The sequence below is a fragment of the Algoriphagus terrigena DSM 22685 genome, assembly GCF_000429445.1.
In the GTDB taxonomy this organism is placed as follows: Bacteria; Bacteroidota; Bacteroidia; order Cytophagales; family Cyclobacteriaceae; genus Algoriphagus; species Algoriphagus terrigena.
This window is the reverse complement of record NZ_AUBW01000014.1, coordinates 18008-41422: the sequence shown is the minus strand read 5'-3', so window position 1 is coordinate 41422 and position 23415 is coordinate 18008. Positions and strand designations below refer to the sequence as shown.

Genomic DNA, 23415 nt, shown 5'->3' with positions numbered 1-23415 from the left:
AACTGAAATTTGACTATGTTCGGAAAACTCACTGGTTTGAAGCTATACTTAAAGATCTACTAATAGCGAGTAGTATGCCGGGTATGACCACTCAGCTGATGTCTAGTGGCTCCAATGTAATTCCACTTCACCATGTACTGTAAAGGTGACACAAGTCTCAGGATCAGATCGTCTTAAATCACATAAAAAGTTGGGAAAAAGACATAATAAATTTTCAACTATTTTTGCAGAATTTTAAATTTTTAATATATTTGATTACCTAGGAAAAATTAAAATTTAAACAAAACTAAAAAAAAATGAAAAAATTAACCTATTCAATTTTCGCATGTTTCGGTCTTAGTTTGGCGTTTTCATTAAGTTCTTACAACTTTTCTGCTTCGACCAATTACAAGGACCTTACATCTTCAGCAACCTATTATTGTAAACCGGCTTCAAATATTGATTGCAGATCATCGGGTACAGGTAACGTGTATCATGGGTATGAAGCTAAAATCTGGGAGGAGGAGCAGGATTAAGAATTTTTTTATCCTTTTCCGTAGTCAATGATGGTAAAATGGGTGGATTTGTAACCAACAGATTTGCCCATTTTCATTCTTTACATAATTGTTTTCTATCACGCAAATTAAGCAATAGAATGGTTAATCTACTTTTAATTGATGTATGGAGTTTTTTTTTGTAGTTGAATGTTGAATTTATAAAATATTGTAGTTTAGAAGCGGTAAAATATAGCATTTTCCTTTGGCCAAGTCTTCCCGAGATACAACTTACCAACAATATGGTAAGGAATGTTTAGTCTAATTGGGATTTGACTATGGTCTGGAAACTCACTGGTTGGAAGCTATGCTTAAAGAGCTACTAATAGCGAGCAATATGCAAGGTGTGAGCACTCCGCTGACGTCCAATGACTCCAACCTAATTCCACTCCACCATGTACTGTAACGGTGACACAAGTAGCAGGGTCAATTATTTTTTAAATCACATAAAAAGTTGAAAAAAGTCATGATAAATTCTCAACTATTTTTGCAAAATTTTATATTTTTAATATATTTGATCACCTAGGTAAAATTATATTTTAAACAAAACTAAAAAAAAATGAAAAAATTAACCTATTCAATTTTCGGATGTCTCGGTCTTAGTTTGGCGTTTTCATTAAGTTCTTACAACTTTTCTGCTTCGACCAATTACAAAGACCTTACATCTTCAGCAACCCATTATTGTAAACCAGTTTCAAATAATGATTGCAGATCATCGGGTACAGGTAACATCTATCATGGGTATGAAGCTAAAATCTGGGAGGAGGAACAGGATTAAGAATTGTTTTATCCTTTTCCGTAATCAATGATGGTAAAATGGGTTAATTTGTAACCAACAGATTACCCATTTTCATTTCTTAATATAATTCATTTTATACTGGAGAAACCATTTCCCAATGGCTTTCTTTTGTTTTTCAGCTCAATTTACAGATCCAGAATCACTCCGCCGGCCAAATACTCATGAACTTCCTGCCGGACTTCCCTGATCACTTCGAAGCTCGTACTGTCGTTGAGTCGGGTTACAAAAAAATACGCCTGTTTTACTCCATTGTTTATAGATACCACAGTTGACAGGCCTTATCGAAGATATGAATGCTCCCTTTTCGGGCACTAAGCTGTCTGAGGAAATCTCTGTCATTTGTACTGGCTGGGGTAAGTTAGACAATTACATATAGCGATCAAAGTGAACACAATCAGCGTTGTAAAGTTCCCTGCAGAGTTAGGTGATTTTTCGGTGTGAGAATAGTGGACTTACATCGCTATAGTGTTTTTGATTTCCGGAATTGATTTTTTGTTTTCAGGGACTATCCCTGGAGTTCGATGTGGTGTGCGTCGTGGACGATTCTGTCCAGGACTTCCATAAGTCGTTTAGGATCAAGATGTTCAGCTTTTCCAGTCGGAGCACTTCTATGATTGCAGAGCCATCGGCCTTGGCCACTTGAGCTGGACAACCAGCCGGATGGTTTTACGCAGATGACTTTGCGCCCTTTGCTGTCCACTGGAGAGGAAACGCATTGATGAGCTCATGTTTATCGAGGCAAGTCCGAAGTTTAAGTCAATCAATGTCTATGATGGGACCAGGAGTTCGGTTGAAACAACCGATTTGTTGATTGGCAGGCAAAAGTAGGACAAAGAAGTTGTGCCGCGCCTAGAGGATAGTTAAAGAAAAATTTGAAGAAGGGGGAGAAGCAGAGCGAAGTTGACCGGGGTCCCTTCGCAGGCTATTAAGCCGCCCAGATCACGGCCCAATTTGAAGAGGTTAAGCGCCTATACTAGTCGTTTTTCGAAAAAGACTCGGCATGTGTAGGCTGGATTTTCTGCTTATAGTAAGTATAAATTATAATTCATGTCATGCAAAAGTGATATGTAGGCATAACTAGTGAAAAATATTTGCCTTTTTAGAATAGTTCAAGTTAAGTAAAAGTTCCAGGTCATTTTAAAAGCTTATGACCTGGAACAAAAAACTATCTATTTGGTCGGTTAGACCGAGCATTATAAAGAAGTACTTTCTTATGCCGTTCCTCTGCAAGAGAAATTTTTAATTACCCGCAAGAATTCGCTCTTGAAACAACGTCGAGATATGCAGTTCCATATCTATCTATGCAAATGGAACCCACACTTGGGCAACATACATAAGACGTGGAGCTGGTCTGCGCCAAAGCTGCACTATCCATCCGGATAAATGGATCTTCCAAGCTGATTTTGATGTTCAGGAAGAGTGCCATAAAGAATACGCCTATAGCTAGGGCTTTTGCGATTTTTTGGATTTTTAGTTTCATTTTGTTTGTTAATTAAGTTTGAAATAATTGTTTGAAATAATAGCGTGTTAGATTGAATTTTGAGATTGTGCTGCGAAGAAAATACTACCTTTTGCCCATATTGTTTAGTTCAATGTGAACTAGATTTCGAATCAATGTCGGGAAGAGATCTGTTCTATTGAAACTAGTAAAAAAATATGAAGATAGATCGATTAAATTAATATTTATCATACTTATTTCAATATTTGAAAACTGCAATCCCTGGTTCTCTGTCATCTGTGATAGCATAGATTTTCTTTTCTTTTTCATCTACTGTTATTGATTGTATCGGGTAGTTTAATTCAAATAATGAAAGTGGATTCCCTGCCAAATCAAACTCAAAGATTGTTCGTGAACTCTCCCCCGATGCCTTTATTGATGCTGGAGTCTTCCCGATGTAAATTGCGAATATTGACTCTTCTCCAACAAATACATCACTATATCCTTGCGGTGTATCGATATCTACGTTGGCCACGGGAAGTCCGTCGCTATCAAAAATGTCGTACTTTACTTCATAAAGTTCTGGTCCATAAATACCGAACGTTTTACCGGTTTTTAAATTACTTATTTCAAGTAATTCGTATTGTATTCTACTATGAACCAGTGTTTGATTTTTAGAATTAAATTCGATAGGACCTTGATTCAAAAGTAAGAGCAAGTGACCGGTTTTTTCGTCTATTTCCTTTTCCGGGAACCAACTTCCAAATGATTTGACCCTATTTCCTAAACTGTCAAAAACTCCAAATTTATAATTATCCCGGGAAACGTTTGATATGATTTCATTCGGCGATATCCAATGGTTAGAAAAACTCATAAACCAATCTTGCTTTTGATTTATTGTACGTGATGCGTATTTACTCTGCTTATATAAAGCATATTCATGAATAGATTTGCTACTTAAGTCGTATGCCCAAAAAGTTGAATCATTCAATCCTCTGTCAAGTTCCCAAATGCTTGACCGTATCTCTCCAGGTCCATCTCCTTGGATTCCTTTACTAGAGAGATATTCTAGCTTATTTTTATCTATTAAATGGATTAAATTGCCTGATTCTCTGCTTGATATCACTAGTATATCGTTTTTCAACAAAATTCTTCTGGGATTTAAAAGACTGTCGAAAAATATTTTTTCACCTTTTAAGTTTTCTTTTTTCTGAAAGTCGGATAATTTTAGTTCAAGAATGTCCGACGATTTATTCGGCTGGGAACAACTGATTAAGATAACAACTGCCGCTAGATATAATTTTTTCATTTTTTCATATGGTGAAATTCAATAAGGGGTGTCAAGAATTCAATCAATTGACACCCATTAAAACTTGCATTTAAATTAATGCACTTATGAGCAATACGGTCCGGGTCTCTGTATGCTATCAGAGTGTGCATTTCCGAGTTTGTCGGTACAAAAGGCTCCCGTATACTGGCAACAGATTGGTGAATTAGAACTTGTCTGCGCCAACGCCGCGTTGTCCACTCTTATAAAGGGGTTTTCAAGGCTGACTTTGATATTGAGGAATAGTGCCAAAAAGAATACGCCGATGGCCATGGCTTTTGCGATTTTTTTGAAATTGGGTTTCATGTTGTTGTTAGTTAAGTTGTGAAATAGTGAAATAAATAAGTTTCGTTTTGGGCCAGACTCCAGGAATTGGTTCCAAATTGTAAATTGAATTTAAGTCATGACGGGCCTCCTTTCTTGTTTTAATTTTTGGTTAATGGTGTTGTCTTCCACGGGATCGGACAAGTTGCTTTTGGAAATTAGATACAGCGGCCGTTGGTTAAGTTCCCGATAGATCTTTCCCACATACTCTCCGATCACTCCCAGTACGATCAATTGAATCCCGGATAGGAACACCACGCTTGCAATTAAAGAAGCCCACCCCTGTACGGTCTTTCCTATGAAGACCGCCACTATCGCATAGATTCCGTAGCCGAAGGCCAGGAAGGCGAAGAACACTCCCAAAGCCAAGGCAAGTCGTAAGGGTTTGATGCTGAATGAAGTGATCCCGTTGCTGGCAAGACTGAGCATCTTTCCCAAGCCGTACTTAGTCTTTCCTGCATGTCTTTTTTCCTCACAATAGACGTATGTAGTCTGAGAAAAACCCATCCAGGAAAAAATTCCCCGCAGGTAGAGATTCTGGCTCTGGATGCGTCTTATAATGTCGGCTACTTTTCGGTCGATCAGTCTAAAGTCTGCCCCCTGTGAGATTACCGGATGATCCGCCAGCCAGGACAGCACGCGATAGTACACACGGGAGCTCCATTTTTTGAAAAGCGTGGACTGCCCCTGATTTTCGCAGGTGGCGGTGACGATATCATATCCTTTCTGCCAAAGCGTGATCATTGCAGGAATGTGCTCCGGCGGTTTTTGAAGATCAGCATCAATTGTGACCAAGCAGTCCCCCCGGGCATAGTCTATTCCCGCCTTCAGTGCAGTCTGATGACCAAAGTTTCTCGATAAGCTTAAATATTTAATTTGTTCATTGCCTTGACTCGCAAGTTCCAGTTCAAGAAGAGTGTTGTCCGTGCTACCGTCATTAACTAAGATTACTTCATAGTGATAGTTGCGAAGGGCCTTGTTAATTCTCCGAATTAAGGTGGGGATATTTTCAGCCTCATTGTAGCAGGGGATAATAACCGAAATCAAGCTTTTTCTCATGGTTTTACTAGGTTAAAAAGTGGCTCAGAATCCTCAGGTAGAGGATTCTTTTCCATCAGTTCCAGGACATTGGATTTGGTTGTATCACTGTCCTTCCATTCCAAGGTACGGAGGTGGGATTGGCAGGACAGCAAAATCAACCAAATAAGGCCTCCGCATAGAAGAAATGAAGTCTTGATCTTTCTGTTACCAATTCCCTGCCATTGATCAGCCAACCCGATCAGCATCCAAGCCAATCCGATCACGCTAAGATATAAGTAGCGATCTGCGGTGATCACCGGTCGAGGCAAGGGTATAAGGTGCAAGACCAAGAGAAGGTTGAATAGAAAAAAGTAGAATCCAAATAAAATCAGACGGTTTCCTTTTCGAGCTTGCTCCCATACAAAATATATGATCAAGCCAGCCAGTAAAAAATACCCAAAGAAATAAAGAGGCAGCGGCTCACCAGGGCTGATGGGATAAGGATGAAAGAAATAGAGCTTTACGGGTGCCAAAAAGCGAAAGACATATTCTACAAGACTGTACGCACTAAAGACTAAGCGTTGAGGAACGGGGTAGGCCGAAGATGAACCTGGGCTCCCGCCGTTTGCCCAGTTAAAGTAGTAAAATGCTAAACAGAGGATCAGGAAGGGGATTTTTTCCCAAAGCACCCGATAAGGGATTTTTTTTGTTTCTTCATTTACAGTGAACCGACCCCAGATCCAGTCCATCAGAAGCAAGTTGAGGGGTAGCAAAATGCCCTGTTCCTTGGACCCAAAACAAAGAATGTATATGAAAGCAGTCAAAAATAGCCAAATCCGTCTTTGGGCTCCTAGATATCGGATATAAGTCCAAAGAGCTAACAGGGTGAAGAATCCGTAAAGCAGGATTTTGGAAGCACTGATCCATGCGACTGATTCAACCTGCACGGGATGGATCGCAAATGCTATTGCTGTAAAAAAGGCATAAACATTCTTGTCCCTTTGACTTACGGAAGGTAAAAGTTTTGAAAATACCGAACGGGAAACCGAAAGTACCAGAAAGGAGCAAACAAGATGCAGCAAGAGACAGATAGCATGAAAGGCTCCTGCATCCATTCCATACAACCAAAAGATTCCTAAATAAAGAAGTGAATTGACTGGGGAGTATTGTCCCTGCCAATATTGGATGAAATGAGAAAAAACTGAGGCGATGGAAAAATTCTGGATAAGGGGATTTTCTATAACCTGCCAAGTATCATCCCAGGCAAGTTGAAATTCGTTTGAAAATGTCGGAAAAAAGACCACAAAAGAGATGACTGTGAGAGCCAAGTAGAGGATTATGGTGTGGAACGTCACGACGTCCCCCTTCTTTGCTGTACCTGTAAAAATCAGAACCCTTTCCATGTCAAAAATATTGTGCTATTAAAATTGGAGGAAATAAAGTTTTATAAATCGGACAAAACCGGACAAAATAGGACAAAATCAGACAAAATTATAAGACAACTAGTTTCGATGCTTGCCAAAAGGACGTTGAATTTTTAGCCAGCATATTAAATGTTGAAGAAGTCTGTTTTTTTTTCGATTTTTTTTAAGTTTTAGTTGGAGCGGATAAGATGTTTTAGTTATTATTGGAAAGATTGAGTTGCAGGATAATCTAGTTTTTTCAAAAATGACCCAAAAAGCGAAATCCAGACAGGAAATTGCCCATGAATATGGAGTGTCTAGTCGAACTTTGACCCGGTGGATTCAAAAAAGCGGACTTGTGATTCCCAGGGGGCTCGTCTCTCCCAAGAATCAAGATTTTATTTATGAAAAGTTTGGTAAACCGATCTACAATCAATTCTTAAACCGATCACGGCAATGAAGAATAGTTTTTAAAAAGGCCATCCATCTAGACAAACCTTGGTCTAGGCTGTTGGTGAAGACGATTGGGACAATTTCTGATTATCATGTGATCGATCCCGGGAATCTCCCCTTCCTCCACATCGTCACCGGAAGTATTTAAAACACACCCACGAGTCTGAATACCAAGCCAACGATCGTCGCGATAGCTAAGAAAAACCAAAAGATATAGCTTTGTCCCTCGATGATAAATGGCACCAAACCAAAGCAAGTCGAGAGTACCGTCAGCAGGATCGGGATTGCCATCCATGCGAGTGATTCCAAAATATTGCGGTTTAATGACCCGGCTCGAGGTTGTTCAGTTATTGAGGATAAATACACCGACATTCACCGCCAGACCGCCCAACATCACAAAGGCCGCAAATCCTCCCCGTTAAAGTTGAATCCGCCTACTGCAAAAGTTAAAAACATCCCGAAAAAGCTGATCGGAATCAGGAAGATGATGTAAAACGGCTGACAAAAATTCTCAAACAGGATCGTGCAAATGAAGAAAATGCCGACACTCACAATGTTTTCATCTAGATTGGTTTGCCTAATTCGGCGTAGACATTTTTTGCCCCGACACGCTCGCTTATCCACCCCCGTTTTTCGAGCTCCTCGGAGCAGGCGGTCTGGACAAATTCCCTTCGATGAATTTTTTTCAGGCGATGAGGCCTGGAGAAACGCTAAAGCGAAGAAGATTGAAGTCAAAGTAGAGGTGAGCGGTGCTGACTTGTTTTTGAAGAGGATTATGAATTGATTCCCTTGCCTGAGTTGGAGAGCTTTATTAAAGCAAATAAGCATCTGACCGATATCGGATCTGCTGCGGAAATGGAATCTAAGGGAGTGGAATCCGAAGTACTCAATTCCAAGCTTCTTCAAAAGATTGAGGAGTTGACACTTTATCTTTTGATTCAGGATGAAGAGTTTGAGCTTCTGAAAAATGAAAATAAACAATTGAGGGACTTGGAGTCAAGAATAAGAATCTTGGGAAATCAGTCTAATTGACTGAGACTCTTGTTGAATTATTGCTTGAATTAAAAAGTTTTCTCACTCAGCAAATCGTTTGGGAAATCGGGATCATTGAAGGATTGCTTTTATTGTTACCAGTCGTTATTTTAGATTTCCAAATAAGATACAAAACCGTTCAAAAGAAATGGGACCAAAAAGGTGACCTTGTTTTTGTTTTAAATAGCTAATTATCTGGTATTCAGTAAATAGTGAATTAAGGTTCAAATCCTGTCACCCCGACAAAATAGGATTTTAAACAAAATCAAAACTCTGTAAATCAGCTATTTACAGAGTTTTTTTTGTTTTCGGGGCAATTCAATAAGCATGAAAAGAATGAATGGTTTAGTCGTTAATTTGTTCAAGGCAGTTTGGCTTATACTTGGCGCACTGTTGATTCAGAGCTGTGAGATAGAAAAGCCTACCGCCTTTTCAGTAGACGTAGTGGATGTGGGCACGGCTGAAGAAATTCCCGGTGTCACTCTACTAGTCAGTGTATACGAGAAGACTTCCTTTCTTTCATTGCCTCGTGTTATCAGACAAGACACATTTGAGACGGATGCTCAGGGACACTTTAGTTTAGTTGTTCCCTACGATGAGCAAATTTCCCGCTTTTCAATCAACGTTTTGAAACAACTCGCAAATGATACCTACACATTTGCCAATGTTGAAACGGATTGTTCGCCTTATGACTGTAGTTCATTTTTTCGCGGTTACGCTTACAAATTCAAATTGAAAATATCCTTGGACTCGATTTGAGAGGCTTTTAATTAAACGGAAATGGCAATTTCATTTTTTAAAAGCAGTTGTTCTAGAGGCCTGCGAGAATAGATCTGTCTCATCGTAATGGAACTCGGCAAGCAGAAGCAGTCCAGTGAGAAATGTATGGCAGATATGGAGGCTAAAGTCATTTTTTGCGTGTAAGCCACAAATTCGATTTCCGAAACTTTTTCTTCAACGATGACATAAAATCGGTTTTATTGGCCTTTGGAAACGCTGTGACATGCGAAGTGCCCTGAATTGTCGTTGTGATCTGGACGAGTCTCCAACGATGAACTAGCGTGAAAGCCTTTGACCGGAGCTCATGTGACCCGGATTGCGAGTTCACGCTCTATTTGGCTTGGCGGAATGTCTGAACGGTGATAAAATCGTCAGTTCAACCTGCACCTGAACCATCAGATTGAAATTTCAGCATCGAAAGAACAGCGGATACTGGAAGGTTTCATCCATCGTCCCACGGTAAAAGGAGCGCAAGCTCTCCGGCTCTTTTTTATCGACCAACACAGATATTTAAGTTAATAGAGTCGATTAGAGTAATGAAGAAAACAGAAACAAAGTATCAGGCAAGTCTTGTGGTTGCCCTGGTAGTTGTCATTGCCCTCTTGGGCAACATGGTGAAAAGAGAGGTGATCTTCACTACAGAGTACTTTAGCGTCAAGGTTGATGAGCGGGGATTCATCACCAGCATGCAGAATATAGCGGACAATTCCCGCCGGGAGTTTAGTCCTGAGGACAAGCCCTCGCCCCTGATGAGGCTGTATGACGAGGACAAACAGCAGTATTTCGAACCTGTAAAATCGGTTTATAATTCGGCCAAAAGTGAACTGGAGCTTAGCTATGACAACGGCTCCGTGGCCCTGGTCAGTGTGGGTCGTAAGGGAAAGTATCTGAAACTGACCCTGGAGTCCCTCACACCACGCAACGGGATCGACGACGTCGAATGGGGATACATCCATACCAATATCAACAATCTGGTGGGTGAAATTATCGGAGTGGCCCGGGACACAAGTGAAGCGGTTAACTATGCTATAGGCATGTTGGCACTCGATGACAACACCCTTGGTGGACCGTCCACAACGGTAGGAGACGCGGCTCCATTTCAGTACATCATCCACTCTCCGGATTCGGACCGGTTCCCCCTGCCAGACCATCTTCAGGAGGGGCAGATCTTTACGCTGGGAGGGGATGGGATCAACGATGTGGCGTTTTACGCGCACAAGGAGCCCTATTATCGGATCATGTATGGCAATGCCGCCATGGTAGATGACAAGGGCAGGATTTCAATCGCCTATCATTCCCGGGATAGAGACCGGGACAGAGAGGTGTTGTTTTCGCTGATCCCAAATATGAAAGCCAATACTCCCAATCACCTGCAGGTGCAGCGGGTTCCTGAAGTGGATTTTATAGGTTCATCCATAGCGCTTTGGGGCAGTCCGGATGATCTCGCACTGATGGACGTGATTCAGACCATCGTCCTCGACGAAGGCTTGCCTTATCCTACCGTCGGCGGAAAGTGGGTGAAAGATCCCGCCGCGTTCAAACCGGACGCCATGACCCATGGAGGTCAGTATGATAGCATTGTCTCCTATACCAAGCGGCTCGGATTCAGCACGATCAGTCTTTATGATCAGGGCTTTCTCCATCCCGATCGTGGAAATAGTGGGTACATCGACGGGGAAGACTTTGACAATAAGCCTATCAAACTCAACTCCGGGCCCCTGTCGCACAGAGAGTTTTCCGAGCTGGCAGCGGAGTCGGGAATCACCATCGGTCGGACTACCATCACCAATTCGATGGCTCCCGGAACCAAAGACACGAGTCCGATTCCCAGTGATAGCATCTGGTATCAGCAGAAGCGTTTGTTGACACAGGATATCGATGCTGACGACACCTTGATCTACGTCGATGATCCGACCTACCTGGACGAGGTCGGCAGCTGGGAGGGACATACCAAAGAACTGAATATGGTGAAGATCGGAAAGGAACTGATCCACTATCTGGGCGTGTCCGAATCTGCTCCTCATCGGCTGCTGAATGTCACCCGCGGCTACTGGGACACCCAAAAATCAGCCCACGCTAAAAATGATACGATCTACAAGCTCCAAGTGACCGTCGGCTGGGGATATGCCGGCGTGGTGCCCAACTTGCAGCTGCAGGATGAAATCGCCAAGCACTATGCGGACGTGGCTGCGGTCAATGGCCTCGCGTATTACGACTTCGACGGTCAGGAGTTTTTGTTTCACAACGGTCACGGCTACTACTCTACCAAACGCTTTTTCCGGACGATGTTTGATCGGGCGAAGGAACACGGGATGTCCTACATCAGATTTACGGGGGCGACGCTTTCTGAAGGTTCTTGGCACTATCAAAGTATCTGGAATGTGGGCGGTGGTAAAAACCTCTATGACGCACAGACCAGAGAATGGGGGAGTGCGACCAGTCAGGGCAAGGACCTGCGGGACGTGACCTATGCCAATTTTTTCCCGGTAGGCATGGGCGCTAACTTCCGGATTCAGGCTGACTCCAAAGCGGAAGAGTACGAACACATCCAGGCTGTGTCGGTGGGAATCGGCTCCACCTATAGTTTGATTTTGAATCAGAAAGATGTGGAAAGCTGTCCCGAAAAAGACGCGATCTTTCAGGTGATCCGAACCTGGGAAAACGCAAGGTCAGCCAATGCATTTCCACAAGACATAAAAAGGGAGCTCGTAAATCCCGAAAAGAGCTGGAGACTGAAGGAAGTGGACAGCAACACTTGGACGCTCTATGAGCTCACTGGCGGATCTTGGTCCAATGAGAGAACTTTGACCCGAGCCGAGGGGTACTAAATTCAGATGCCTTAACGGACTCTGTTTTGTCGGCGATTTTGCCTTTGTTCATCGGACAATCCTTTTCACGGGGCTGGAGATTTGTCAGTACTAAATCTCAGACTCGGTATAGCTGGATTTCAGGCGATCACTATCGGATTAAAAAAACAAACTCTGTAATCAGCTGGCTACAGAGTTTGCTTTTTGGGATTCAAAAGAGATCAGGAAAATGTGTGTCCAGTCTACTGCTGCTGGACACTTATGCTGTCACTTCGGAGCCTTCATTCAATCCAAACAGGCTGTGTGAATGCGCCGTTGGCGGCGACATCCCATACTTCCAGTCTGACCCACTTCTTGTTTTTCAGCTCAATTGTAAATTCAAACTCCTCAGAGCCGAAGGACTGCGTCTCGCTCAGATCGATTTTCTTCCGGACGACTTCCGTCCCGTCGCCGACGATGAGTTCAGCATAATGCAGGGGAAACGTCCAGTCAATGGTCACCTTTACGGTCGTTTCTCCTTCACTGCCCAACTTGATAATATCGCCGCTTTCTTTTCCGCCCACAGAAAACTCCGGCAGCAAAATCTCCCCGGTTCCTGAAAAGAACTTGCCTGTCTGCAGCGCTTCCAACACGGGTTGCCAACCTTCCTCAAACTTCGGGAGCTTGTCCAACTGCAGATAGTTGATGTTCATCGGGCCGTAGATCTCGTAGTCGGGCTCCAGCTTGAACAAATCTGCTTCGGCGATCACATACTTTCGCTCTCCCCAGTTGGCCATATCATCCATCAGATCCAATACTCGTCTTCCCATGTTGGGTATTGACAGATCCGCCGGAATCACCTTCCAGGCAGCTCCGTTGAAGCGGTCCGAATGGAAAAAGGCTTCGTTTCTGTATTTGTCCGGATAGCCTGTGGAGCCTTTCGTTCTGGCGTGGGCAATCCAGGCCAGGCCATTTTCTTCTTCCAGTAATTTCAACATTTCTTCCTTGTTGCCCACCCGGTAGACTTTGCCATACGCTTCGGTCTCTTCCACAAAAGGCTGCCCCTCTTTTCTTGACATGATCCAATACACGGGCTTGGGGAACATGTTCATCCAGTGCCCGCCAAAATGCACATTCGGTTCCTCACCCGGGATCATCAAAAAATCCCCGGTCGAAAGTCTTGCGCTTTCCTTGAACATCAACTCCAATTCAGGAAGTCTTCTGGGACCCGGATCTCCCGGATTTCCAGCCAGATGATATTCTCCCAGATGCATGATGTTCACGCCCATGCTACGCAATGCCTTCACATGTCCCGGAATAGCAGGCACTGGCTTATGCGTAAGGATATCGTCCATGTGCTCGGTATGGAAGTGGCTGGCCATGGTTCGGTACCCATCCAGCGGCTTGTATTGGTCTGCATGCGTGTAGGCCTTTACATCTTCGAGAATCTGCCCGTCCTTCGAAGCTGACAGCAGCATGAAGAAATTTAGTCGCTGATTGGTCTTCGGTGGAGCGTTGAACCAGGGCACATGACGGTTGTCTCCCATCAGGTCTTGGCGGATTCCCAGGCCGAATCCGTCTACCAATTGCCGGTAGCCGCTTCCAAACCAGACGTATTTCAGATTGTAGGCATTGTCCAGGGGATAAAAGTACTGATGGGGAGGAGGGAACACTGCCAAACTTCCCTGCATACCCTCGCCGACGATCGTCCGATATTTCACCGCCAGATTTTCTGCGGCCTGATCGGGAGCAATATGTTTTGATGATTGTAGGTAGCCCTCCGTGTCAGACCAAAAGACTTCACTCCAGGCCTTATCACTCACCAAGCCCGCATCGTAAAGTATCGCCTTGGCATCTTCCTCGGTGCTCAGTACAGCGGCCATGTTCAGCAGGGGACTTCCGTGGAAAAGTGTAATCTCGAGCCAGCCCGTAAAATTCCCCGCTTTCATGGTATTCACTTGGACAATGGTCCGGTTGCCATGGCTCTTTACGACGATATCCCGTTTTTCCAATTCGACCCTGAACGCTTCGTAGGGATTGTAAGCCGTGCGGTCAAAAAAGATATTCCAGCCGCTCTCCTTGCTCAGGTCGCGTTGTCCTACCGTAAGCACAAACGCCGGGTCTACCTGTCGGGCGACCTCATGAGGGCCCTTTTCATCCTTCAGTTCAATACTCTGAAAAAGCGGTGAGTCGGTTCCCATGTCCAGTTTCAAGACGGCTTGGACATCGCCGGACCCTGCGGGCCAAGTCACTTCAATGGACTCGTCTGTCTGCTTTACCGTGGCTCCGGATTCTTTGGAAAAGTCGGAGAGGTCCACCTTTTTTTGGGCAAATGCCAGGGAGAAATTCATTGACAATAAAGTCGCAAAAAACAGGAATAGTTTGGGTTTCATTAATTGTTGTTTAAAAGGTTATCTGGAACAACGATTCTACTTCCGCTCCCGCTGGTCAAGCGCTCCGATAGAGGTTCTTTTCGGTTTTCATCAGCCTTAGATGAGGTGAGTAGAAAGGTGGATCTTCAAAATTCTATGATTCAATTAACTATATTTTTTTCGGGCTGGTACCTGGATTAGCAAAATACTGGGGCATTTTAACCTCGATTTAACCGAAGCATTAACCTTTTCGCAGCTTTTCATCCTCCACTCCGCCCAAATCAATGCGTCGGGTCGAGCTCATCGAGACTCATTTGTAATTTTAAATACTGTACAAAAACGGGTAACCGTATTAGTAAATTACATCCTTCATGAAATTCGAAAAACACTTTCCGCAAGAGCAACTAAAACCCTATATCAAATATCTGGTGGTGTCGGAGAATGAATTGGAAAGCGAATACCGCGTTTTTCCGTCTTCGGGATTGGTGATCGGCTTTCAATACCGCGGACAGCTCGCCACGATCAGAAACAATGCGGAAAGCAAGCTGACATCAGCCGGGATTACGGGCATTTCCGACGGGTACAAAGTCTTCCGAAATTCAGCGAATATCGGAACGGTGTTGGTGTTTTTCACAGAAGTCGGCTTTACACACTTTGCGTCGCATCCAGCCAATGAGCTGTTTAATCTTAGCCTTTCCCTTGAGGATATCTTTGAAAAGAGCAGGGTAGCGGAAGTGGAGGAAAAATTGGCAACAGCCACCACAGACACGCAGCGGGTGAAGACTGTAGAGCATTTTTTACTCTCACAGCTCAAGGAAATCCAAGCCGACAAACTGGTCGTGGAGGCTGTCCGCCTCATCTACCAAAGCAAGGGAACCATTCGCATCCAGGAGCTGATCGGCAAACTTTTCATCAGCCAAAGCCCCTTTGAAAAACGTTTTCGGAAAATTGTAGGAACTACCCCCAAGAAATTTGCGTCCATCGTCAGGTTTAACACCGTGTTGGGGAGCTTGGACCATTCTAAATCCCTGACGGAAATCTGCTACGAAAACAAGTTTTTCGATCAAGCCCATTTCATCAAAGACTTCAAACAGTTTACAGGCGACACACCGGAAAACTTTAAGCGCTTCCTGTAGAAAAACGATTTTTTACAATCACCTGCATATTGACCAAGGCACCTTTGTAGGGTAATCGCAGCACTGAGATAATCAAAAAACCAGGGTTAAAATCAATCGGTATTTTGCTTTTCGACAGTAGGACGTTGCGTGTTTTTCAGAAACTCCTTTTCACAATTAAAAAACAAGAACATGTTTACAGTAGAACAGATCAAAGCTGCTCACAGCAAGGTCAAATCAGGTGCAGACTTTCCTGCATACATCCAAGAAATCAAACAGTTAGGGGTGACCTATTACGAAACCTTCGTGACGGATGGGCACACCAATTACTCCGGAGCTAGGGACTACAAAACCACCGCACCCGGAAGGTACGAACCTCTGACTATTGCTCCGGAATGTGACAGAGCGCAATTCAAAGTGGGCCTAAAGGAGCATCAACAGGGCAAGACAGATTATCCGACTTTCATCGGGATGAGTGCAAAATTTGGTATCGAAAAGTGGGCCGTTTGCATGGAGAAGATGACCTGTACCTATTATGACCTGGCAGGCAACGAAATTCTGGTGGAGCAAATTCCTCAATAGGCTTTAGAATATGTTCCGCTTGCGAATCCACCGATACCCAAAAGCGGATAGTTTGATGTTACCCGACCGAGCATCGAACTGCCCATATCTTACATCCCCAAATACATCCAGCATCTCATCCTGAGATTTGAACTCGAAAGAAACGATGACTTCTTTCTCGGAAAAATTGTGAAAGATCAACGATGTCCGGTTTTCATAGTGAAAGCTTAAAGCCAATACCGCGGGATGGCTCACTTTGATTAGATCCCACTTTCCGTGACCTATCTCGATCACTTCCTTCCTAAAACGGATGCATCGTGTCATCCAGTTCAGGAAGGATTCCGGATCGCGGTGCTGATCTGTTACGTTTAGCTTTTGGTATCCAAACTCTCCTTCAGACAAAACCGGCTTTATCAGTTGATCTTCAGGAGCTTCAGAAAACCCGCCGTTTTTCCCGCTGTCCCACTGCATGGGCGTCCGTACGCTATCCCTTTCTTTCAACTCCAGATTTTCTCCCATTCCCAGCTCCTGTCCGTAGCGAATCACGGGGGTGCCCGGTAGAGAAAAAAGTAAGCTATACGCCATCTCCAGCCTTTTCCTGTCGTTCTTGAGCATAGGAGCCAGCCTCCTTCGGATGCCGTGATCAAAGATCCTCATTCCTTCCTCCGGCGCAAATGCGCTGAAGACCGTCTGCTGTTCCTTTTTGCTAAGTTGGGCTAGGCTCAATTCGTCGTGGTTGCGCAGGAAATTGGCCATCTGCTCCCTCGCCCCAAGCCGGGGGAGTTTCCGCAGTGCCTTCCTTACAGGAATTGCTTTTCCGGTGACCAAAGCCAAAAAAATCGAATTGTTCAGGTGAAAATCAAAGAGCATGTGGACTTTGTCCTGATCGCCAAAGAAGTCCCGATATCTCTTGGGATCCACATCCACTTCTGCCAACAAAATTGCGTCACGGTTGTGGACCTCGGTAAACTCTCTGAAATCCCGTAAAATCTGCAAAGGATCTCCATCAAACTTTTCGCTGCCTTTCTCTCTGAACATGTGGGGAGTGGCGTCTATCCGAAACCCGGATATCCCGAGCTTGAGCCAAAAATGAATCACCCGGATGATCTCGGCCCGTACCTCAGGATTCGAGATATTGAGGTCTGGCTGGTTGGGTAAAAAAGTGTGGTAATACCACTTCTTGGCGGATCGGTCGTATGTCCAATTAGTATGCCCCTGAAGCTCCTCCAATACGGCATGCTTTCCGTCATCCTCCGGCTTGTGATCCGACCAGATATAGAAATCCCTGTATTTCGAGTCGCTGTCCTCCCGGGCTTTCTCAAACCAAGGATGGGCCGTTGAGGTATGGTTTACCACCAGATCGATCAAAATTCGTATGCCGGCTTCATCGGCGGCATCCACCAGTTCGGCAAAATGCCCGAGATCTCCAAGCCTGCTGTCCACTTTGAAATAGTCCCGTACATCGTACCCGTCATCCCTGTTGGGCGAATCATAAAATGGCTGAAGCCATACGGCGTCTACACCCATCCCGGCCAGATAAGGGATGCATTGGATCAGCCCGGTGAAATCTCCCACACCGTTCCCGTTGGAATCCCTAAAAACCTCCACATCCAGCGAGTAGATCACCGCATTCTTATACCAGAGTTTATTCATTCTACTTCAGATTAGGAAGGACCTCTTTCCCAAAAAAGGATATAAAATCTTCCTGCCAATCGTTAACATTGTGGATAATGATCTTACTAAAGCCCAGGGTAGCATACTCTCTGATTGCATTGATAAATGTGCCCGCATCATTCCCTATAAGGACGTGTTGGGCCACATCTTTCTTGTGAACGTCCTGTCCGAGTTCGTCAAACTGAGCCGGCGTGCCTAGATCCGAGAGCACGCTGCTCGGGAAGATGTTGTTCCTCCATTGGTCCCAGGCACCTTCCAGTGCTTTTTCCCTGTTTTCAGCATAGGACACCTGCACCTTCAGAGCCAGCGGCTTTCCTTGGCCACCGTTTTCTGAGAAGGCGTTGGCTATCTTTTCCAACTCATCCAAAGGCCGTGAGACAGTAATCAGTCCATCGGCCCATTCCCCCAGCCATGCCGAAGTAACCTCAGTCAGTGCAGCTCCATAGACCAGCGGAGTTTCGTTCGATGGGGTGAAAAGCTTGGCATTTTCTACTTGAACACTGCCTTTAAAGCTCACATAATCCCCCTTCCACAGTTCTCGCATCATCTCCACCGATTCCTGCAGGCGCTGATTTCGTTCAGCCTTGGAAGGCCAGCGTTCACCCGTTATGTGTTCATTGAGCGCTTGCCCACTCCCCGCAGCCATCCAAAATCTTCCCGGAAACATCTCTAGCAGCGTTGCCACCGCCTGGGCGATGATCGCCGGATGGTACCGCTGCCCGGGCGCGTTTACGATACCATATTCCAGTGAAGTTGCCTGCATAGCCGCCCCCAACCAACTCCAGGCAAATCCACTCTCTCCCTGCCTCTCGCTCCAGGGGTGGAAATGGTCTGAGGACAATACCATCTTAAATCCAGCGTCCTCCGCCATTCCCACCAGCTTTAATAAATGCGAGGGGGAAAACTGTTCGTGGGAGGCGTGGTATCCTATCTTCATGTGTTTGTGTTTAGGGATCACGTAGCTTGTTCAGAATTTATGATCCTCTTCCAAGTGTTGCGTCCGGTGTGGTCAATTTCATGATGAATTTTAACCAAAACCATGCAAGAGCGTGAAGATGAAACAGCCTCTGGCCTGTGCCTCTTAGCAGGGAGAAACAAAGCTTTCACAGCGATTCGCCATTGCCGAAAACGGAGCTGGGAAAGACGAAAAAGTGATGCGTTCGCTGGGTGAGCGCAACCTAAAGAACCGGCTTCGTATGCCTAGCGTCGTACCAAAAGATAGGCAAAACGTTTCCTTTTTTCCCCAAGCTTGAGGAGGAGTTAAAAAACAAAAACAGGCCAGGCCAAGCCTCCGATAGGAAGAGTAAAAGGCTGGTGGCGACTCTTTCGAGCACTGAACCGAAATCTCTAACTCCTCCCAACTCGACCATATTTCCTAGCACAGATTTTAGTCCATATAGAACTGAACGAAACTGGCGCGCCCAGGCCGGTGTTTTTAACCATGTACCCAATGAGCATAAAAGAAAGATGGCAGAACTGGTCAGGAAGTGTCGCATTCACTCCCGGGGAGATAGAAAAACCGCGGGATGAGGAGCAAGTCAGGCAAGTGGTCCTCCGGGCAAAAAAAGAAGGCAAGCAAATCCGCGTGGTAGGCGCAGGCCATTCTTCGGTTCCGCTGGTCGTCTCTGACCACATCGTCATGAGCTTGGAGCGGCTTAAAGGCCTCGTAAACCACTTTCCTGCCACCAATCAAGTAGCTATGCTGCCGGGCACAGACATTAAGGAAGCGGGAGAACTCCTTATCCAAAAGGATCTGAGTATGCACAATACCGGTGATGTGGATCTGCAGTTTATCGGCGGTGCTTTTGCCACAGGCACTCATGGCTCGGGGAGAAAACTCCAAAACCTCTCCGGCATGATCACAGGATGTCGGCTGATAGACGGACAGGGTGAGATTCACGAGATTGATGGTTCTGATCTGCATCAACTCAATGCGGCAAAGGTGTCGCTCGGAGCCCTTGGAATCATCACCCAGTTTACGCTACAGACGGTGCCAGCGGAGAAGGTTGTCAGGCAGGAGTTTTGGGCACGGGTAGATGCTTGTATGGAAAGCCTGGATGGTCTGATAGCCGGCAACCGGATGTTTGATTTTTACTGGTATCCGCGAAACGACTTGGTAAAGCTTAGAATATGCAATCCCATAGACGATAAGGTGGAACGGCCAGCCTATGCCGTTCCCGCAAAGGAAGACCAGAAAGGCTTTTTGTATCAGATCCTGCCGCAGGAGCGGAGTCTTAAATTTGAGGAGATGGAATACCTGCTTCCTTTCGAAGCGGGCCCGGCCTGCTTTCAGGAGATCCGGAAGCGGGTTAAAGAAAAACACCGGCACTACGTGGGCTGGAGGATTTTGTATCGGACCATTGCTGCTGATGAGGTATATTTAAGTCCCTCGTTTTCGAGAGATTCGGTGAGTATCTCCGTCCTGCAAAATGTAGATCTTGAATATCAATCCTATTTTGATGACATAGAACCGATCTTCAGAGCTCACGGAGGGCGTCCTCATTGGGGGAAAAAGCACTCGCTCACAGCTGAAGAGATAAGGGGCCTCTATCCACGATGGGATGATTTTATGCAGTTGCGGAGAGAGTTTGATCCTGATGGGATCTTTCTCAATGACTATTTAAAGCAAATCTTGGATACATAAAATCAACGCTGCCTGCGCATTCATTCTTATCGGGAGAGCTGGTTATCCAGTCTCATTCTGGACAGGTTGCGACTTTAAAAGAACAAACACATGGAAAAGAATTGGGGCAAAAAAAAATGGGGATTTCCGGGAGGTTTTATCCCCGCAGAAAGCACCGGGAAAGAGCCCGAGATGCTCAGCAAGGATGAAATCTCCATCCTGAACACCTCCCAGATGGATGCGGATATTTCGATCACTATCTACTACGCAGACCGTGACCCCGTGTTAGGATACCAGCTCACAGTCAAGTCGGAACGCGTAAAGCAATTTCGGATAAACGACCTGATCGATCCACACGCGATTCCGCTTGGACTGCCGTATGCCGCAGTGTTGGAAAGCAGTGCGCCTGTGATAGTACAATGGAGTAAGCAGATCACCGCGGACGGTAAACTGGGACTTATGGGAGGGATGGCTTATCCAATTGAGGAAGATTAACAGACCTGCGTCACTATGCTGGGATTGATACTGGCTTTCGGAACGGCTATCTCAGAAGCTTTAAAAGATATCTTCAGCAAGGAAAATCTGCGGTACGTGGACGAATACACCGTCGCCTTTTCCATGCATCTGGTAATATCTCTTTTGCTTGCTCCCGTCGTAGTAGTGATGGGTGTCGAAGAGGTGTCAGGCCGCTTTCTGCTCGCCTTATTTTCCTCGAGCTTTATACAGCTTGCGGTCATCTTACTCTACATGAAAGCCATCAAGCGGGCGGAGCTTTCCGTGACCGTGCCTTTGGTCACCCTGACGCCACTCTTTATGCTGCTGAGCTCTCCGATCCTGATCGGGCAGTTTCCAAACCTGAGCGGAATAGGGGGGATTTTGTTTATAGTAGCGGGCACCTACCTGCTGAATATGGAAGGGAACCGAGCGGGCTTTTTTGCTCCTTTCAAGAACTTGGTCTACAGCCAGAGCTCCCGGTATATGCTGATTGTGGCCTTCCTATGGAGCATCACTGCCAATATTGACAAGGTTGGCGTTGAAGAGACATCCCCGATATTTTGGGCATTTTCCAAGGATCTTCTGATTCTCTTATACCTTATTCCTATAGTCTATCTAAAATCAAAAGCACCTCTAGCGCAACTTAAAAGCCGATGGCTTCAGCTCTTGGGCATAGGAGTCTTCCGGACTACCAGCGTGCTCACACAGATGTTTGCGATCCAGTTCATCCTGGTTGCTTATGTGATCTCCATCAAAAGATCCAGCGCGCTCCTGATTATCCTCTACGCCATCTTCTTTCTCCATGAAAAGAAAAATTTCAAGACACGACTTTTGGCCATTGCCATCATATCCATCGGGCTGGCATTGATAGCGCTCTCCTGAGGGGACCATTCTTACTCCGTTTTTGGGTAGACATCTACCTGCACGATGAACCGATGACGCGTGGTAGAGCCATGTCGGATGGCAAGGAAACTTGATCCTGCAACCGAGATCAGGACTTCTTTCTTGCAAAATACCCGATCAGGACCGCGACAATAAGTGCTCCCAGTAAGAATAATATGACGAGTTCGATTCCCATGAGAATTCCGGTTTAATGCAACAACAAGGATCCGGGGGCACGACAACGGACAGATAGCCAGTGTCCCGGCCAGTGTTAAAACAATTTATTTGCCAACCGGATCTCTTTTCAAGCAGCTCATACTCCGATAGCCTTCCGATCACCATATCATACAGGTTCAGTGTCTCTACCGCATTCAGTCTGCCAAAATCACATAAACTTCCTTTTTTCAGGTGGTGGAAATCCCTCCATCAGTGGTGATTTCACCCCATTGGCTAAACCCGGTACGCAGTGCTCTCTGCTTTAAATCAAGCTGTATCATCATGAGATCTCAGAAATCGGACTGTAGGCCGTAAAACCGTCACTCCGCCTGACTTTGGTACTGGCGGGGACTGCGCGGAGCAGGTAGGGAATATTTGCCAGCCGGAGCAGCGGTTATCTTATGAATCAAGCCGGTACTGCTCAGCCAATTGTCAAGTTCCTGCGCTTCATGACCCTGTAAGAGCTGTTTTGCTTTCCAATATTCCTTTTCAACCAATCGGTTGTCAAAGCTTACTTTTTCAAGGATAGTCTTATAGTAACTCAGAAATGAATTGTTGCCCATCTTAGAACTATTTTGATTCACTAAATAATTGAAATTGAAAAACCCGTTTCCCGGGATGGTTTAAATTAGCCCGCGACGATAACTCTGCATCGAGGCGGAAAAAATCCCCGCTCAGGCTGGCGAAATGCCAGCCGGGGTAAAATGCAGCAGGGATAATGAATCGAACCAGCCGGCCTAGGACTGGCTGTGTTTAATTAAGAAATTTGGATCGTTCTGACGGGTTTTTGCCGTGCTTCTTCCCGCTTGGGGATCAGCAGCGTCAAAATCCCGTCCGCATACTTGGCTTCTATCTTGTCGCCTTCTACGGTGTTTGGCAGATAGAAGGAGCGTCTGAAAGCGCTGTAGCTGAATTCCCGGTGCGTATACCCCTCGTTGGTCTCCGATGCCGGATCCGCCGTCTTCTCGCCCTCGATCACCAGCGTGTTGTTATCCAGCTGGACCTTAAAGTCGTCCTTCTTCATTCCCGGCGCCGCCATCTCGACTTTGTAGTCGGTGCCTGTCTCTACGACATTGACTCGCGGAAGGGTGGAGCGATCGGACAGTTGGCCAATTCCCGCAGTATCCAGCCAGTCAAACAGGCCCTTGCCGGGAAAATCTTCAAAGAAACTTGGAAAGGTGCTGAGACCGTTCCTTTTCATCAGTGTGTTCATTGCTTTTTCAATTTAATGGTTCAACAAACGATCTTGATCCGGAACACTCCTGAAAGTAACAGGGATCCCGACTCAAGAAGACAAATAAATCGCGATTCTCTTGGGGCCAAAAAACAAGCAATATGCCAGTCGGCATCGGACGATAATTTTGTCACAATTTCACTGAAAAATTGTCAGTCGAGATGACTGTCACTCCCAGCAAATGACCCTTAGCAGTCAGGAGGCTGCTGAAGTCTTTACACCGCCGATAAAAAAACCTGAGCGTTTGCCCAGGCGATTTAATTTTTAGAGGAGTACCCGCTCTTCAGATTTATTATTCCAGTCGCAGAGAAAAATTCGACTTGCTCGGCGCAAATGGAGATGATCAGT

General features: G+C 45.4%; 18 protein-coding genes. 8 read left to right on the top strand and 10 right to left on the bottom strand.

Going from position 1 to position 23415, the window contains the following annotated elements; translation table 11 throughout:
* Nucleotides 1–1457 precede the first annotated feature (1457 nt).
* The 5 genes from G459_RS29875 to G459_RS30600 form a co-directional block, all read right to left on the bottom strand.
* On the bottom strand, nt 1458–1598 hold the full coding sequence (locus G459_RS29875; protein ID WP_157373339.1) for a hypothetical protein: 141 nt from the start codon (nt 1596–1598) through the stop codon (nt 1458–1460).
* A gap of 1431 nt (nt 1599–3029) precedes the next feature.
* The gene (locus G459_RS0113720) at nt 3030–4079 is read right to left on the bottom strand and encodes a BF3164 family lipoprotein (RefSeq protein WP_026968163.1); all 1050 of its coding nucleotides are present in this window, start codon (nt 4077–4079) and stop codon (nt 3030–3032) included.
* A gap of 414 nt (nt 4080–4493) precedes the next feature.
* On the bottom strand, nt 4494–5480 hold the full coding sequence (locus G459_RS27505) for a glycosyltransferase (protein ID WP_035455966.1): 987 nt from the start codon (nt 5478–5480) through the stop codon (nt 4494–4496).
* Complete coding sequence (locus tag G459_RS29870) at nt 5477–6190, bottom strand: hypothetical protein (protein WP_157373338.1); 714 nt, start codon at nt 6188–6190, stop codon at nt 5477–5479. Before G459_RS29870 ends, G459_RS27505 begins: the two co-directional genes overlap by 4 nt.
* A 1251-nt stretch (nt 6191–7441) precedes the next feature.
* Nucleotides 7442–7606, bottom strand: coding sequence for a hypothetical protein (locus G459_RS30600; RefSeq protein ID WP_157373337.1), 165 nt, complete (start codon nt 7604–7606; stop codon nt 7442–7444).
* 719 nt (nt 7607–8325) lie between these two features.
* Here G459_RS30600 and G459_RS0113680 point away from each other — a divergent pair.
* The 3 genes from G459_RS0113680 (at nt 8326) to G459_RS27495 (ending at nt 11937) form a co-directional block, all read left to right on the top strand.
* Nucleotides 8326–8520, top strand: a complete 195-nt coding sequence (locus tag G459_RS0113680) for a hypothetical protein (protein ID WP_026968158.1) — start codon at nt 8326–8328, stop codon at nt 8518–8520.
* A gap of 136 nt (nt 8521–8656) precedes the next feature.
* Entirely contained in the window at nt 8657–9088 is a 432-nt protein-coding gene (locus G459_RS0113675; protein ID WP_026968157.1) for a hypothetical protein, read from the top strand.
* 557 nt (nt 9089–9645) lie between these two features.
* Entirely contained in the window at nt 9646–11937 is a 2292-nt protein-coding gene (locus G459_RS27495) for a hypothetical protein (RefSeq protein ID WP_051315219.1), read from the top strand.
* A gap of 260 nt (nt 11938–12197) precedes the next feature.
* Here the strand turns inward: G459_RS27495 and G459_RS0113665 are convergent, their stop codons facing one another.
* Nucleotides 12198–14288: a CehA/McbA family metallohydrolase domain-containing protein gene (locus tag G459_RS0113665; protein WP_026968156.1), complete on the bottom strand. Its 2091-nt coding sequence runs from the start codon at nt 14286–14288 to the stop codon at nt 12198–12200.
* A gap of 350 nt (nt 14289–14638) precedes the next feature.
* Between G459_RS0113665 and G459_RS0113660 the strand changes: the two genes are divergently transcribed.
* Nucleotides 14639–15403: a helix-turn-helix domain-containing protein gene (locus G459_RS0113660; protein ID WP_026968155.1), complete on the top strand. Its 765-nt coding sequence runs from the start codon at nt 14639–14641 to the stop codon at nt 15401–15403.
* A gap of 171 nt (nt 15404–15574) precedes the next feature.
* Nucleotides 15575–15964: a DUF1398 domain-containing protein gene (locus tag G459_RS0113650; RefSeq protein WP_026968154.1), complete on the top strand. Its 390-nt coding sequence runs from the start codon at nt 15575–15577 to the stop codon at nt 15962–15964.
* A 3-nt stretch (nt 15965–15967) separates the two neighbouring features.
* Here the strand turns inward: G459_RS0113650 and G459_RS0113645 are convergent, their stop codons facing one another.
* Both G459_RS0113645 and G459_RS0113640 read right to left on the bottom strand, forming a co-directional pair.
* On the bottom strand, nt 15968–17596 hold the full coding sequence (locus G459_RS0113645; protein ID WP_026968153.1) for an alpha-amylase family protein: 1629 nt from the start codon (nt 17594–17596) through the stop codon (nt 15968–15970).
* Nucleotide 17597: 1 nt separating this feature from the next.
* Complete coding sequence (locus G459_RS0113640; protein WP_035455963.1) at nt 17598–18554, bottom strand: TIGR03885 family FMN-dependent LLM class oxidoreductase; 957 nt, start codon at nt 18552–18554, stop codon at nt 17598–17600.
* A 513-nt stretch (nt 18555–19067) separates the two neighbouring features.
* Between G459_RS0113640 and G459_RS0113630 the strand changes: the two genes are divergently transcribed.
* The 3 genes from G459_RS0113630 (at nt 19068) to G459_RS0113620 (ending at nt 21617) form a co-directional block, all read left to right on the top strand.
* On the top strand, nt 19068–20261 hold the full coding sequence (locus tag G459_RS0113630) for a D-arabinono-1,4-lactone oxidase (RefSeq protein ID WP_169725032.1): 1194 nt from the start codon (nt 19068–19070) through the stop codon (nt 20259–20261).
* Nucleotides 20262–20351: 90 nt separating this feature from the next.
* Nucleotides 20352–20735 (top strand): sensory rhodopsin transducer, encoded by a 384-nt coding sequence (locus G459_RS0113625; protein ID WP_026968149.1) that lies wholly within the window; start codon nt 20352–20354, stop codon nt 20733–20735.
* A 15-nt stretch (nt 20736–20750) separates the two neighbouring features.
* On the top strand, nt 20751–21617 hold the full coding sequence (locus G459_RS0113620; RefSeq protein WP_026968148.1) for an EamA family transporter: 867 nt from the start codon (nt 20751–20753) through the stop codon (nt 21615–21617).
* Nucleotides 21618–22153: 536 nt separating this feature from the next.
* Here G459_RS0113620 and G459_RS27490 read toward each other — a convergent pair.
* Both G459_RS27490 and G459_RS0113610 read right to left on the bottom strand, forming a co-directional pair.
* Nucleotides 22154–22396 carry a hypothetical protein gene (locus tag G459_RS27490; RefSeq protein WP_035455959.1) on the bottom strand — a complete coding sequence of 81 codons (243 nt, stop codon included), beginning with the start codon at nt 22394–22396 and terminating at the stop codon, nt 22154–22156.
* Between the two features lie 194 nt (nt 22397–22590).
* Nucleotides 22591–23046: an Hsp20/alpha crystallin family protein gene (locus G459_RS0113610; protein WP_026968147.1), complete on the bottom strand. Its 456-nt coding sequence runs from the start codon at nt 23044–23046 to the stop codon at nt 22591–22593.
* Nucleotides 23047–23415 lie beyond the last annotated feature (369 nt).